The organism is Streptomyces sp. NPDC051211, assembly GCF_040689505.1.
GTDB lineage: Bacteria > Actinomycetota > Actinomycetes > Streptomycetales > Streptomycetaceae > Streptomyces.
In genome coordinates this window covers 24,423-38,833 of record NZ_JBFBAV010000009.1, presented here as the reverse complement: position 1 = coordinate 38,833, position 14,411 = coordinate 24,423, and the positions used below count along the sequence as shown (strand labels likewise).

Annotated in this window: 13 protein-coding genes; 10 read left to right on the top strand and 3 right to left on the bottom strand. The window is 72.9% G+C overall.

Features of this window, described 5'->3' with window-relative positions:
• Nucleotides 1-34 precede the first annotated feature (34 nt).
• A complete protein-coding gene (locus AB0447_RS11845) occupies nt 35-1,345 on the top strand; it encodes a cytochrome P450 (protein WP_366476439.1) in 1,311 nt (436 codons plus the stop codon).
• On the opposite strand, the gene AB0447_RS11840 is transcribed toward AB0447_RS11845, so the two are convergent.
• Entirely contained in the window at nt 1,305-2,033 is a 729-nt protein-coding gene (locus AB0447_RS11840; protein WP_366476438.1) for a hypothetical protein, read from the bottom strand. The two genes, AB0447_RS11845 and AB0447_RS11840, sit on opposite strands and share 41 nt — an antisense overlap.
• Before the next feature lie 102 nt (nt 2,034-2,135).
• On the opposite strand from AB0447_RS11840, the gene ggt reads away from it, so the two are divergent.
• Nucleotides 2,136-3,935, top strand: coding sequence for a gamma-glutamyltransferase (gene ggt / locus AB0447_RS11835; RefSeq protein WP_366476437.1), 1,800 nt, complete (start codon nt 2,136-2,138; stop codon nt 3,933-3,935).
• 142 nt (nt 3,936-4,077) lie between these two features.
• Here the strand turns inward: ggt and map are convergent, their stop codons facing one another.
• Nucleotides 4,078-4,845, bottom strand: coding sequence for a type I methionyl aminopeptidase (gene map, locus AB0447_RS11830; RefSeq protein ID WP_366476436.1), 768 nt, complete (start codon nt 4,843-4,845; stop codon nt 4,078-4,080).
• 70 nt (nt 4,846-4,915) lie between these two features.
• Between map and AB0447_RS11825 the strand changes: the two genes are divergently transcribed.
• The 7 genes from AB0447_RS11825 (at nt 4,916) to AB0447_RS11795 (ending at nt 11,781) form a co-directional block, all read left to right on the top strand.
• Complete coding sequence (locus AB0447_RS11825) at nt 4,916-5,167, top strand: helix-turn-helix transcriptional regulator (RefSeq protein WP_366476435.1); 252 nt, start codon at nt 4,916-4,918, stop codon at nt 5,165-5,167.
• 65 nt (nt 5,168-5,232) lie between these two features.
• Nucleotides 5,233-5,454, top strand: a complete 222-nt coding sequence (locus AB0447_RS11820; protein ID WP_366476434.1) for a hypothetical protein — start codon at nt 5,233-5,235, stop codon at nt 5,452-5,454.
• Between the two features lie 96 nt (nt 5,455-5,550).
• Nucleotides 5,551-7,080, top strand: a complete 1,530-nt coding sequence (locus AB0447_RS11815; RefSeq protein ID WP_366476433.1) for a hypothetical protein — start codon at nt 5,551-5,553, stop codon at nt 7,078-7,080.
• A gap of 126 nt (nt 7,081-7,206) precedes the next feature.
• A complete protein-coding gene (locus AB0447_RS11810; RefSeq protein WP_366476432.1) occupies nt 7,207-8,049 on the top strand; it encodes a nitrilase-related carbon-nitrogen hydrolase in 843 nt (280 codons plus the stop codon).
• Entirely contained in the window at nt 8,046-9,341 is a 1,296-nt protein-coding gene (locus tag AB0447_RS11805) for an aspartate aminotransferase family protein (protein WP_366476431.1), read from the top strand. Before AB0447_RS11810 ends, AB0447_RS11805 begins: the two co-directional genes overlap by 4 nt.
• Before the next feature lie 13 nt (nt 9,342-9,354).
• Nucleotides 9,355-10,755 carry a dihydropyrimidinase gene (gene hydA / locus AB0447_RS11800; protein WP_366476430.1) on the top strand — a complete coding sequence of 467 codons (1,401 nt, stop codon included), beginning with the start codon at nt 9,355-9,357 and terminating at the stop codon, nt 10,753-10,755.
• 24 nt (nt 10,756-10,779) lie between these two features.
• Nucleotides 10,780-11,781 (top strand): TIGR03842 family LLM class F420-dependent oxidoreductase, encoded by a 1,002-nt coding sequence (locus AB0447_RS11795; RefSeq protein WP_366476429.1) that lies wholly within the window; start codon nt 10,780-10,782, stop codon nt 11,779-11,781.
• A gap of 140 nt (nt 11,782-11,921) precedes the next feature.
• On the opposite strand, the gene AB0447_RS11790 is transcribed toward AB0447_RS11795, so the two are convergent.
• Nucleotides 11,922-12,617, bottom strand: a complete 696-nt coding sequence (locus AB0447_RS11790; protein WP_366476428.1) for a response regulator transcription factor — start codon at nt 12,615-12,617, stop codon at nt 11,922-11,924.
• Between the two features lie 537 nt (nt 12,618-13,154).
• Between AB0447_RS11790 and AB0447_RS11785 the strand changes: the two genes are divergently transcribed.
• Nucleotides 13,155-14,285, top strand: coding sequence for a sensor histidine kinase (locus AB0447_RS11785; protein WP_366476427.1), 1,131 nt, complete (start codon nt 13,155-13,157; stop codon nt 14,283-14,285).
• Nucleotides 14,286-14,411: the final 126 nt, after the last annotated feature.

The following is a 14,411-nucleotide window of genomic DNA, read 5'->3' as shown; positions in this document are numbered from 1 at the left end:
GCGGCCCGGGGCCCGCACCCGCCACCGTGTCGCCATGGACCCAGCCATCCGCCCCCACCACCCGCCCACGGCCGGAACGCCCGGCGGAGCCGACGGCTCCGGGGTCCCGGACGTCTTCGACCCCCGGATCTACGCCGGGGGCGTTCCGCACGAGCGGTACCGGTGGCTGCGCGACCACCGGCCCGTGGCCTGGCAGGCCGAACCCGAGGTCCTCGGCTGGCCGGCCGGGCCCGGCTTCTGGGCGGTCACCCGGCACGCCGACACCGTCCGGGTGCTGCGCGACCATGCCACGTACTCCTCCTGGCTGGGCGCCACCCAGATCCGCGATCCCGACCCGGCCGACCTGCCGTTCATCCGCCGCACCATGCTCAACCAGGACCCCCCGGAACACGGCCGGCTCCGCCGCCTCGCCGCCCGCGCCTTCACCCCCGGCCGGGTCGACGCCTTCGCCGCCCGGGTCCGCGACCGCGCCCGTACCCTGCTGAGCGCCGCCCGGGACGCCGCCGAGGACGGCACCGCCGACCTGGTCCGCACGGTCACCGACGAGTACGCCCTGCTCAACCTGACCGACCTGCTGGGCGTCCCGGCCGCCGACCGCGGCCTGCTGCTGGACTGGACCGTACGGATCATCGGCTACCAGGATCCGGAGGACGCCCCGGCGCCGGTGCTCGGCCCGGACGGGCGGCCCGTCAACCCGCGTTCGCCCGCGATGCTCGGCGAAATGTTCGGCTACGCCCGCGAGCTCGCCGCCCACAAGCGCAAGGCACCCGCCGACGACCTGATGACCGCCCTCGCCGGAGCGGGACTGGCCGACGCCGAACTGGAGATGTTCTTCTTCCTGCTGACCGTCGCCGGCAACGACACCGTCCGCAGCGCCGCCCCCGGCGGACTGCTCGCGCTGGCCGCCGCCCCGGACGCGTACCGGCGGCTGGCCGCAGGGGACACCGATCCCGCCCGTGCCGTGGACGAACTCCTGCGCGTCCACCCGCCCGTGCTCAGCTTCCGCCGCACCGCCGCCCGGGACACCGTCCTGGCCGGGCAGCACATCCGGGCCGGCGACAAGGTGGTGGTCTTCCACGCCTCCGCCAACCACGACGAGCGCGTCTTCACCGACCCGGCCCGCCTCGACCTCGGCCGCGCCCCCAACCCGCACGTGTCCTTCGGCGACGGCCCGCACGTCTGCCTCGGCGCGCACTTCGCCCGGCTCCAGCTGCGCACCCTCTACGAGACCTGGTGCGCCCTGATGCCCCCGCCCGAACTCGCCGGGCCGCCGCGCCGCCTGGTCTCCAACTTCATCAACGGGATCACACGGCTGCCGCTACGGGTGTCCGGGCCGGCCCGGTGACATCCGCCACGAGCTCCGTCACGTCCGGCCCGTAGGCATCGGAGTTGATCACCTTCAGCAGGATGCAGAAGGACTCCCCGCCGTACTTGCGGGCCAGCCGCTGGTGGTTCTTGGCCAGGTAACGGGCGGCCGCCTGGTTGCTGTTGGCCGTCTGCCCCGACAGCAGGAACACCGGCCGCGCGCCCTGGTCGGTGGTCAGCCGCGCCAGCAGCACGTACTCGGCCATCCCCTTCTCCCAGCGGTACCTCTCCCCGCCGATGCGGATCGACCCGCGGTCCGGATGGCCCGACTCCAGGCCGACGTCGACCTGCACGCCCGGGAGCATCGAGGACAGGTGCGCGACGGTACGGGTGTTGGACGCGGGCCCGCCGACGCAGAACTCGGCCCGCTCGCCGAAGCCCTGCCGGGCGGTGTCGTGGGTGACGATCTGGACGTTCGCCCCGCAGTCCTTGATCAGGGCGGAGATCTCCAGCAGGGCGAAGGCGTCGTTGCGGTGCAGGGACGAATCGGTGCCGCCCATCTGGCGGTTCACCACGAACAGACAGTCGGACCCGGTCGGCAGCCCGAAGAAGGCCTGCTTACGGCGCAGCGCGCGCCGCCACAGGTAGGTCCGGGAGAACCAGCCGAACCCGCCGCTGAGGGCGGTGGCTATCACCCCGAGCACGATGTTGCGCACGTCGTCGTTCATGCGGCGGATGGTAGCCGCACGCATGCCCACCTGACGCGGGGGGTGCGGTGAAGTTACAGTGCGGCTCCTGGCTCTGACCGGCCGTCGACTGGGAGGTTCGGGATGCGTCGTCCCGCCGTACGTCCGCTGGTGTTCCTCGCCCTCGCGGGGGCGCTCGTCTCGTCCGGGGCGACCGCCCCGCCGACCGCGGCGCACCCGCCCGTCAAAGTGCCGGTGGCCACGGGCTGGGGCGGGGCCGTCGCCAGCGTGGACGCCGACGCCTCGGCAGCCGGGATCGCCGTCCTGAAGAGCGGCGGCAACGCGGTGGACGCCGCCGTGGCCACCGCCGCCGCGCTCGGGGTGACGGAGCCGTACTCGGCCGGCATCGGCGGCGGCGGGTACTTCGTCTACTACGACGCGCACAGCCGCCGGGTGCACACCATCGACGGCCGCGAGACCGCACCGGCCTCCGCGACCGCCGAGCTGTTCCAGGAGAACGGCGTCCCCATCCCGTTCGCCGAGGGCCAGACCAGCGGCCGGGGCGTCGGCGTCCCCGGCACCCCTGCCACCTGGCGGGCCGCCCTCGACAGCTGGGGCAGCCGACCGCTGGGCCAACTGCTGTGGCCGGCCCGGAAACTGGCCCGCGACGGTTTCACCGTCGACGCCACCTTCCGCGCCCAGACCGAGGCCAACCAGGCCCGCTTCAAGGACTTCCCGGACACCGCGAAGCTCTTCCTGCCCGGCGGCGCGCTGCCGGTGGTCGGCTCCACCTTCAAGAACCCCGATCTGGCCGACACGTACGCGGAGATGGCCCGCAAGGGCACCGGGGTCATGTACCGGGGGCCGATCGCCGAGGACATCGTCGACACCGTCCGCAAGCCTCCCGTGGATCCCGCGGCCACCCGCAAGGTCCGGTCCGGCGACCTGACGGCGGCGGACCTGCGCGCGTACGAGACCAAGCGGCAGGCCCCCACCCAGGTGCGCTACCGGGGCCTGGACGTGTACAGCATGGCCCCCTCCTCGTCCGGCGGCACCACCGTCGGCGAGGCCCTCAACATCCTGGAGGGCACCGACCTGTCCCGGCTCTCCCAGAGCCAGTACCTGCACCGCTTCATCGAGGCCTCCCGGGTCTCCTTCGCCGACCGCGGCCGCTGGGTCGGCGACCCGGCCTTCGAGGACGTGCCCACCCGGCAGCTGCTCTCCCAGCAGTACGCCGACACGCGCGCCTGCCTGATCCGGCCCGACCGGGCCCTGACCAGCCCGCTGGCCCCCGGCGACCCGCGCAACCCGGTCCCCTGCGCCACCACCGGGCAGACCGCCCCCACCACCTACGAGGGCGAGAACACCACCCACCTGACGGTCGCCGACCGCTGGGGCAACGTCGTCTCCTACACGCTCACCATCGAGTCCACCGGCGGCAGCGCCATCACCGTCCCGGGCCGCGGCTTCCTGCTGAACAACGAGCTGACCGACTTCTCCTTCGCCCCGGCCGCCCCCGGCATCCCCGATCCCAACCTGCCCGGCCCCGGCAAGCGGCCGCGCTCCTCCATGTCGCCGACCATCGTCCTGCAGGACGGCCGCCCGGTCCTCGCCCTCGGCTCACCGGGCGGCGCCACCATCATCACCACCGTCCTGCAGACCCTCACCGGACACCTGGACCGGGGCCTGCCGCTGGTCGACGCCATCGCCGCGCCGCGCGCCAGCCAGCGCAACCAGACCACCACCGAGCTGGAGCCGGGCCTGTGGAACAGCCCGCTGCGGGGCGAACTCGAAGCGCTGGGGCAGGGCTTCCGGCAGAACCCGGAGATCGGCGCCGCGACCGGGGTCCAGCGGCTCCCGGACGGCCGCTGGCTGGCCGCCGCCGAGACGACCCGCCGGGGCGGCGGCTCGGCGATGGTGGTCCGCCCGTCCGGCCGGCCGTGACGCCTGCTCGGCGGGCCGTATGCCTGCTCGGCGGGCGATGAAGGCCCGGCTTCACCGGGCGGTGACGCCCGGCTCCAGGGGGCGGTGACGACCCGGTCAGGGGGCGGTGATGCCCGGCTGCAGGGGTCGGTGACGACCCGGCTCAGCGGGCGGTGAGGATCCGCGGGCCGTCGGCGGTGACCGCGACCGTGTGCTCGGCGTGGGCGGCGCGGCTGCCGTCGGTGGTGCGCAGGGTCCAGCCGTCGCCGTCCGTCAGGTAGTCGTCCCCGCCGCCCGCGATCAGCATCGGCTCGATCGCCAGCACCATCCCGGGGCGCAGCGTCATGCCGCGCCCCGGGCGCCCCTCGTTGGGCACGCCCGGGTCCTCGTGCATGCTGCGGCCGATGCCGTGGCCGCCGAAGCCGTCCGGGACGCCGTATCCGGCGGCGCGGCAGACCCGCCCGACGGCGTGTGCGATGTCGCCGATCCGGCGGCCCGGCCTGGCCTGCTCGATGCCCGCTGCCAGGGCCGCCTCGGCCGTTTCGATCAGCCGCAGGTCGGCGGGCCGGGGCCGGCCCACGGTGAAGCTGACTGCCGCGTCCCCGGCCCAGCCGCCCAGTTTCGCCCCGCAGTCGATGCTGACCAGGTCGCCGTCGCGCAGCCGCCGGCCGTCCGGGATGCCGTGGACGATGGCGTCGTTGACCGAGGCGCAGATCACCCCCGGGAAGGGCACCGGCGCGAACTGCGGCCGGTACCCGAGGAAGGGGGAGTCCGCGCCCGCCTCCCGCAGGACGCGCCGGGCCACCGCGTCCAGGTCAAGCAGGCTCACCCCGGGCCGGGCGGCCTCCCGTACGGCGGCCAGCGCATCGGCGACCACCCGGCCGGCGGCGCGCATCTCTTCGATCTCGTGTTCCGTCTTCAACTCCACCATGCCAATAACTATACCGGTATAAGAATCCCGGTCATCGCCCTCTTGGGGCGGGCGGTATTAGAATGGGGGCATGGTCCGCACCCCCCTCACCCCCGAAGAACGTGAGCGCGGCGAGCGCCTCGGCGCGCTGCTGCGCGAAGCCCGCGGGGCCCGCAGCATGGTCGACGTGGCCGCCTCCGCAGGCCTCTCCGCCGAGACCCTGCGCAAGATCGAGACCGGCCGGGCCCCGACCCCGGCCTTCTTCACCGTCGCCGCCCTCGCCCGGGCGCTGGGCCTGTCCATGGACGACCTGGTCCTGCGCTGCGCGTTCGTCGCGGCCTGACACCCCCTAGGCCCTTCGGCCCAATCGGCGGTGCACGGCGCGGCCCGCGGGGCACACCTGAAGCCGTGTCAGCCCTGAACACAGCCAAGCGGATCGCTCTCGGCCTCGTCGGCGCCCTGCTCGCGGGCGGCCTGCTGCTCGCGGCCCGCGCGGCCCCGGACAGCCGCGCCCACGGCCGCCACCCCGGTGAGGTGGACGTCCGGCACCCCCGCGTGGCCGGCGACAGCGTCCTGACCGGCACGACACCGGCCGGACCGGGCCCGTGGCGCAGACCGGCGGCCCGGTGACGGCCGCGGGCGGGTCGGCGGCCGCGCACCCGGAACGCCGTCAAGGTTTGAGACTCCCGTAGTCCTGCCGTAACACGGGTGCGGTGCAATGCGCCCATGGAGACCGCGACTTCTCCCGACGGAGCGACGGCGATCAACCGGCTGGCGGCCCACCTGCGGCAGCTGGTCTCCCACCTGGACCCGGGTTCGGGCTGGTACGGCGAGTTCCTGCGCCGGGATCCAGAGGGCATGCGGGCCTGCCTGGACGGGGTGGCGATGCCGCCCTGGGACGTCCTGGAGTCCCTGCTCCAGGACCTGGCGGCGGCCCGGGGCGAGGAGTTGGCGGCCCGCGCGCGAGCCCGGGCGGCGGAGCTGCGGCAGGCGGCGGTCACCGCATACGACCGGCTGCCGGGCGGCGCCGAGGAACTCCGCACCCTGCTGGCGGCCGCGGGCGCCCAGCACGCCTCGTCCGAAGCGGCGATGCGTGCGCTGTCGGCGCAGCTGGGCGCTGCGGCGGACCCGGCCGAGTCGGACTTCCTGACCCGCGAGCTGTCCTGGACCCAGGACGACCTCACCCGCGCCGCCTCCCGCTGCACCGACCTCGCCACCCGCCTGTCGGCCCTGACCGTGCCGCCCGCGGCGCCGGGGGCCGCCCGGCAGGACTGGGCCGGCGCCGGGGCGGAGCCGCTGCCCGGCGTGCCGCGGCAGCCGCCCGCGGACGCGCGCACCGAGCCGGGACCGGACGCGCGCACCCATCCGGGACCGGACGCACCCGCCGACCGAGCGGGGGACGGCACCGCCTCGGCGCCCGGCACCGCACCCGCAGAGGGCCCTGCCCCGGGGCAGGACGCGGTTCCCGGGCCGCCCCCCGCGGCCGGGCGGCGGTGGCTGCGTGGTGGGGGGCGGCGGGGCGGCGGCGCCCGGTACGCCGGGATGCCGTCCGGAGCGGGGGCCGTGCCCGAGCTGCCGCAGCAGCCGGACGCCGTCCCGCGCGGGGCCCGGTACGGCCGGCCCGGCCCGGAGCCGCGGCCGAGCCCGGAACCGGCCGCGGCGGGAGCACCGACCCCGGCAGGAGCACCGGGAGCACCGGGAGCACCGGGAGCGGCGCCGGGTCCCGCCGCCGTGCCGCGGCTGGTCGCCGAGCTCATCGCCCTGCGCGGCCAGGGCCGTACCGGCGAGGCCCATGCCCTGCTCTGTGAGGCCGCCGGCTGGCCGGCCGCCCGACTGCCGGGGCTGGCCCGTGAGTTGGAGCGGGCCGGGCTCGCCCCCGACTGGGCCACGCTGCTCTGGGAGGCCGCCGCGACCCTGCCGTCCGAACGCCTCGTCGAGGCCGCGGCCGCGCTCGGTGCGGAGGGCCGCGAGGCGGACCGCGGCCAGTTGCTGCGCCAGGGCGTCAGCCGGCCCGCCGCCGAGATCGCCGAGGCCGCCCTGGCCCTCCGCGAGGGCGGACGTACCGACGAGGCCGAGGCGCTGCTCGCCGCGTTCGTCCGGGTCCGCCCGGCCGAGGAGGCGGCCCGGCTGGCCCGCCGCGACCCGCACTGGCTGGCCCCCCGGCTGCTCGACGCGGCTGCCGCGGTGTCCGCCGCCTGCCATCGCGATCTGGTCCACGCCCTGCGCGTCGCAGGCCTCAAAGGTGATCGGAACTGACCGCCGGACGACCTAACTTGATCGACTACTCCGACCGTGCGCGGTGGTCTTGCCCCGGACTGTGCCGAGGCTTACGGTCTCGTACCTACGCACACCGTCTACGTGCGTAGAGGCGAGGAGCAGCTCATGGCCCACATCGTCCGCGCCGCGCTGGTCCAGGCCACCTGGACCGGCGACACAGAATCGATGATCGCCAAGCACGAGGAGCACGCCCGCCGGGCCGCCGCCCAGGGCGCACAGATCATCGGCTTCCAAGAGGTCTTCAACGCGCCCTACTTCTGCCAGGTCCAGGAGCCGGAGCACTACCGCTGGGCGGAGCCCGTCCCGGACGGCCCCACCGTCCGCCGCATGCAGGACCTCGCCCGGGAGACCGGCATGGTGGTCGTCGTCCCGGTCTTCGAGGTGGAGAGCTCGGGCTTCTACTACAACACCGCCGCCGTCATCGACGCCGACGGCAGCTACCTCGGCAAGTACCGCAAGCACCACATCCCCCAGGTCAAGGGGTTCTGGGAGAAGTACTACTTCCGCCCCGGCAACCTCGGCTGGCCGGTCTTCGACACCGCCGTCGGCAAGGTCGGCGTGTACATCTGCTACGACCGCCACTTCCCGGAGGGCTGGCGCCAGCTCGGCCTCGCCGGAGCCCAGCTCGTCTACAACCCCTCCGCCACCCACCGCGGCCTCTCCTCCCACCTGTGGCAGCTGGAACAGCCCGCCTCCGCCGTCGCCAACGAGTACTTCATCGCCGCCATCAACCGGGTCGGCCGGGAGGAGTACGGCGACAACGACTTCTACGGCACCAGCTACTTCGTCGACCCGCGCGGCCAGTTCGTCGGCGAGCCCGCCAGCGACAAGGAGGAGGAACTCCTCATCCGCGACCTGGACTTCGACCTCATCGACGAAGTCCGCAACCAGTGGGCCTTCTACCGCGACCGCCGCCCCGACGCCTACGGAGGACTGGTTCAGCCGTGACCGACCCGAACAGCCTGCACCACCGCCACCGGCACGTCCTGCCCGACTGGCTGGCCCTCTACTACCGCACCCCCATCGAGCTCACCCACGGCGAGGGCCGGCACGTCTGGGACGCCGAGGGCAACCGCTACCTCGACTTCTTCGGCGGCATCCTCACCACCATGACCGCCCACGCCCTCCCCGAGGTCACCAAGGCCGTCGCCGACCAGGCCGGGCGGATCATCCACTCCTCCACCCTCTACCTCAACCGCCCCATGGTGGAACTCGCCGAACGCGTCGCCGCTCTCTCCGGCATCCCCGACGCCCGGGTCTTCTTCACCACCTCCGGCACGGAGGCCAACGACACCGCGCTGCTCCTCGCCACCGCGTACCGCCGCTCCAACCAGATCCTGGCGATGCGCAACAGCTACCACGGCCGGTCCTTCTCCACCGTCTCGATCACCGGCAACCGCGGCTGGTCCCCGACCAGCCTGTCGCCCCTCCAGACGTACTACGTGCACGGCGCGGTCCGCACCCGCGGCCCCTTCGCCCACCTCGACGACGCCGCCTTCACCGCCGCGGCGGTCGCCGACCTGGAGGACGTACTCGGCCAGGCCCGCGGGGGAGTGGCCGCCCTGATCGCCGAACCGATCCAGGGCGTCGGCGGTTTCACCTCCCCGCCCGACGGCCTCTACGGCGCCTTCCGCGAGGTACTCGACCGGCACGGCATCCTGTGGATCAGCGACGAGGTGCAGACCGGCTGGGGCCGTACCGGCGACCACTTCTGGGGCTGGCAGGCACACGCCCGGAACGGCCCCCCGGACATCCTCACCTTCGCCAAGGGCATCGGCAACGGTATGTCCATCGGCGGGGTCGTCGCCCGCGCCGAGATCATGAACTGTCTCGACGCCAACTCCATCTCCACCTTCGGCGGTTCACCCGTCACCATGGCGGCCGGCATCGCCAACCTGGGCTACCTCCTCGAACACGACCTGCAGGGCAACGCCCGCCGGGTCGGCGGCCTCCTGCTGGAACGGCTGCGCGCCATCGGCGCCGCCGTGCCCGCCGTCCGCGACGTCCGCGGCCGCGGCCTGATGGCCGGCATCGAACTCACGAAGCCGGGCTCTGACGAGGCCGACCCCGACGCGGCCGCCGCCGTGCTCGAAGCGGCCCGCGAGGGCGGCCTGCTCCTCGGCAAGGGCGGCGGCCACAACACCAGCGTGCTGCGCATCGCCCCGCCCCTGTCCCTCACCGTCACCGAGGCGGAAGAGGGCGCCACCATCCTCGAACAGGCCCTGCGCGCCATCCAGTAGGGGGGACCGCACCATGAGCATCCGCACCCTGATCCGCGGCGGTCTGGTCATCACCGCCGCCGACGAACTGCACGCGGACGTCCTGATCGAGGACGGCCGGGTGGCCGCCCTGGCCGCCCACGGCTCGGCGGCCGCCGACAGCTGGACGGCCGACCGCACCCTGGACGCCACCGGAAAGTACGTCATCCCGGGCGGCGTCGACGCCCACACCCACATGGAACTGCCCTTCGGCGGCACCTTCGCCTCCGACACCTTCGAGACCGGCACCCGGGCCGCCGCCTGGGGCGGCACCACCACCATCGTGGACTTCGCCGTCCAGAGCGTCGGCCACTCCCTCCGCGAAGGCCTCGACGCCTGGTACGCGAAGGCCGACGGCAACTGCGCCGTCGACTACGCCTTCCACATGATCCTCTCGGACGTCAACGAGCACACGCTGAAGGAGATGGACCTCCTGGTGGAGGAGGGCATCAGCTCCTTCAAGCTGTTCATGGCCTACCCCGGGGTGTTCTACAGCGACGACGGACAGATCCTCCGCGCCATGCAGCGGTCCGCCCACAACGGCGGGCTGATCATGATGCACGCCGAGAACGGCATCGCCATCGACGTCCTCGTCGAACAGGCCCTGGCACGCGGCGAAACCGATCCCCGCCACCACGGCGAGGTCCGCAAGGTGCTGCTGGAGGCCGAGGCCACCCACCGCGCCATCCAGCTGGCCCGCGTGGCAGGGGCGCCCCTGTACGTGGTCCACGTCTCGGCGGAGGAGGCGGTCGCGGAACTCGCGGCCGCCCGGGACAAGGGCCTGCCGGTCTTCGGCGAGACCTGTCCGCAGTACCTCTTCCTCTCCACCGACAACCTGGCCGAACCCGACTTCCAGGGCGCCAAGTACGTCTGCTCCACCCCGCTGCGGCCGCGCGAACACCAGGCCGCCCTGTGGCGGGGCCTGCGCACCAACGACCTCCAGGTGGTCTCCACCGACCACTGCCCGTTCTGCTTCCGCGGCCAGAAGGAGCTCGGCCGCGGCGACTTCTCCAAGATCCCCAACGGGCTCCCCGGCGTGGAGAACCGGATGGACCTCCTCCACCAGGCCGTGCTGGACGGGCACATCAGCCGCCGCCGCTGGATCGAGATCGCCTGCGCGACCCCGGCCCGGATGTTCGGCCTCTACCCGCAGAAGGGCACCATCGCCCCGGGCTCCGACGCCGACATCGTCCTCTACGATCCGCACGCCGAGCAGGTCATCTCCGCCGAGACGCACCACATGAACGTGGACTACTCGGCGTACGAGGGCAAGCGGATCACCGGGCGCGTCGACACCGTCCTCTCCCGCGGTGAAACCGTCATCGACCGCCGCCAGTACACCGGCCGGGCCGGCCACGGCGCCTTCGTCCACCGCTCCACCTGCCAGTACCTGTAAGCCCGCACGCAGCAAGGAGCAGCCATGGACTTCGGCCTCGTCCTGCAGACCGACCCGCCCGCCTCGGCCGTGGTCAGCCTCATGAAGCGCGCCGAGCGCAACGGGTTCCGCTACGGCTGGACCTTCGACTCGGCCGTGCTGTGGCAGGAGCCGTTCGTCATCTACAGCCAGATCCTGGCCAACACGCAGAAGCTGCACATCGGCCCGATGGTCACCAACCCGGGCACCCGCACCTGGGAGGTGACCGCCTCCACCTTCGCCACCCTCAACGACATGTACGGCAACCGCACCGTCTGCGGGATCGGCCGCGGCGACTCGGCGATGCGGGTGGCGGGCCGCAAACCGAACACCCTCGCCCGGCTCGGCGAGGCCATCGAGGTCATCCGGGACCTGGCCGAGGGCCGGGAGGCGGTCGTCGACGGCAACCCGATCCGCATCCCCTGGATCCGGGACGGAAAACTCCCCGTCTGGATGGCCGCGTACGGGCCGAAGGCCCTGGCGCTGGCCGGGCAGAAGGCGGACGGGTTCATCCTCCAGCTCGCCGACCTCTACCTCACCGAGTGGATGGTCAAGTCGGTCCGCGAGGCCGCCGTGGCGGCCGGCCGCGACCCGGCCGCGATCACCATCTGCGTGGCGGCGCCCGCGTACGTGGGGGAGGACCTGACCCACGCCCGCGACCAGTGCCGCTGGTTCGGCGGCATGGTCGGCAACCACGTCGCCGACCTCGTCTCCCGCTACGGCGAGCACTCCGGCATGGTCCCCGAGGAGCTCACCGACTACATCAAGGCCCGGCACGGCTACGACTACAGCCACCACGGCCGCTCCGGGAACCCGTCCACCGACTTCGTCCCCGACGAGATCGTCGACCGTTTCTGCCTGCTGGGCCCGCCGGAGGCCCACATCGAGAAGCTGCGGGCCCTGCGCGACCTGGGAGTCGACCAGTTCGCCGTCTACGACATGCACGACGCGCGGGAGGCCACGATCGACGCCTACGGACAGCACGTCATTCCGGCGGTCAACGGCTGACGTCACGTGGCGGGCACGGGCCGAGGGGGCCGCCCCGGCTGCAGGATGTTCCCCTCCATTATCTCCGGGTCGACCTCGACGGCAGGCCCGGGCGGCGGCCCGGCCCTCAGGCCGGGCCGCGCTCGGCCGCGTGTCCTCGCTCAGGCGCGCTGCGGTACCGGCATTCCGGTCGGCTCGCCGAGGCCGGCGTCGCGTGCCCGCACCGCCGCCGTGGTCCGGTCGTGGACCTCCAGCTTCGCGAAGATTCGCGAGATGTAATTGCGTACCGTCTTCTCGGCCAGGAAAAGCCGCCGTGCGATCTGCCGGTTCCCCAGGCCGCCGGCGACCAATTCCAGCACCTCCAGCTCACGGTCCGTCAGATCGGAGAATCCGGTCAGCTCGGGCAGGCTCTGCATCGTGGAGAAGAAGGTGCTGAACCGGGCCGCTATGGTCGGACTGAAAGCGGCGCCCCCCTTGGCGACGATCTGAATGGAGTGCAGCAGTTCCTCGGGTGATTCGATTCGCGCGAGATAGCCTTGCACCCCGATGCGCAGGGCGGACACGATTACGTCGTCGTCATCGTTCTGGGATACGACGAACGTTTTGGGCCGGGTCTCGTTGCTTGGGTACTTCGACGTGAAGTGGTGAACGTCCGCACAGAGGCTGCTCTTGGAGGACGGCTCGGCGAGGATGATCACCTGGGGTTGTAACTCGGTTTCCTCGAGACATCGTGTGGCCTCGGTGTCATTCATCGCCCGACCGCCGATGAGGGTGAATCTCTCGTCCTGATCGATAATCGCTTCCAGCCCGGCGAGGGTGACCGGGTTGTCGCCGACAATGAGCAGGTTGATTTCCATTTCCCTACATCTCCTGGAAGCTCGCCGGTATGCGTTTGCCGAATTCGTGGAGTGGGGTGGGGTCGGGATGCGGGTGCACTCGTGCCCTGTCCGTTAAGGCCGGCCGAATCATTCGTTTGGGAGAGAAGGGGTGCACGGTGCTACCGGTGCCGAGTATGCGTTTGCGATCGAGGGGAACGCAAGTTCGGCTGTTAAGTGAAGGAATGCAGTCCGTTTGGTGGTCGAATGTCGGTCATATGCGACACCCGGCCCGCCGGATCTCGGTCAGGCGCCCCGCCGGACCTGCCGAAACGCAGGCCCGACCGCTGCCGCCTGCGGCTTCACCCCCGGGCCGGGCGGCCGGCCGGGCGGCGGCCGCATCGGCCCGGCCACCGCACAGATGCGTCCGATCGGTGTCCGAAACAGGAGGGTTGGTGGCCGGGCGCCGTTGCTACGACGCCCGTCGGACTGTACGGGTGTGGTGATCGATCGGCAGTGGCGAGCCGACCGCGCGAAATCGGTGGACTTGTGGCGAACCGAACGCATACGTTCGACGCCATGGGTGATGTCGCTCGCCGACGCTTGATCATGCTCGACGTGCTCGCCGCACTCGGGTTCGCACTGCTGCCGCAGGTGGCGGTGCTGCGGCCGGACGTCAGCGGCGAAGTGGCCCACACCACCGTGTGGCCGGTGCTGCTGTGCACCGCACTGCCGCTCGCCGTCCGCCGGCTGTGGCCCGTGCCGGTCTTCGCGTTCGTCCTGACCGCGGCCTGCGTGGCGCTGGCGCTCGGGCTCGGGCCGACCCCGTTCCTCGCCGCCGCCTACGTCCTGTACCTGGTGGCCGTGACCTGGAAGCGGCCGACCCGGCTGTCCGCGGTCCTGGTCGGCGGGGTCAGCGTCGCCGGCGCGGGCGCGTTGACCCTGACCGGCGGCCGGCACTACCAGGGCGGGAGCCTGGGCGTTCAACTCGTGTTCGGCCTGCTGGTTCTGGGCGCCACCTGGGCGGCGGGGTCGGCCGTCAGGGAACGCCGGGAGAGCATGCGGCGCGTCATCGAGCAGGCGGCCGAGCGGGCGAAGGTCGAGGAACGCCTCCGCATCGCCCGCGAGATCCACGACGTCGTCACGCACAGCGTGGGCCTGATCGCCGTCAAGGCCGGCATCGCCAACCACGTGGTCGCCACCCACCCGGAGGAGGCCCACGAAGCCCTCACCGTGATCGAGGACGTCAGCCGCCGGGCGCTGCGCGACATGCGAGCCACCCTCAAGGTACTGCGCCGGGACCCGGAGGACGCCCAGGACCTCCGGCCGGCGCTCGGACTGTCGGACCTGCCCTCCCTGGTCCGTACGGCCGAGGCGGCGGGCGTACGCGTCGACCTGCGGTCGCACTGCCCGGAGGAACCTCCGGACGGTGTCGCGCTGTCCGCGTTCCGGATCGTCCAGGAGGCCCTGACCAACGTCGTCAAGCACGCTGCGCCCACCCGGTGCCGGGTGCACCTCGTCGCGGATCGGGGCGCGTTGACGGTCGACGTCGCCGACGACGGCCCCGGGCCCGCGCACCGGCCCACCGTGCCGGGCAGCGGACTGGGCCTCGTCGGCATGCGGGAGCGGGCCACCGCACACGGCGGCACCCTCACCGCCGGACCGCGGGAGGACGGCGGCTTCCGCGTCTCGGCGACCCTGCCGTACTGAACCCGGCGAGCCTGCCGTACTGAGCCCGGCGGCACCCCGTACCGCGCCCGGCGCCACCCCGTACTCACCCCCGCCGCGCCCGACTCATCCTCAGGTATGGGTTCGGCCCCCGCACGGCCTCCGGTA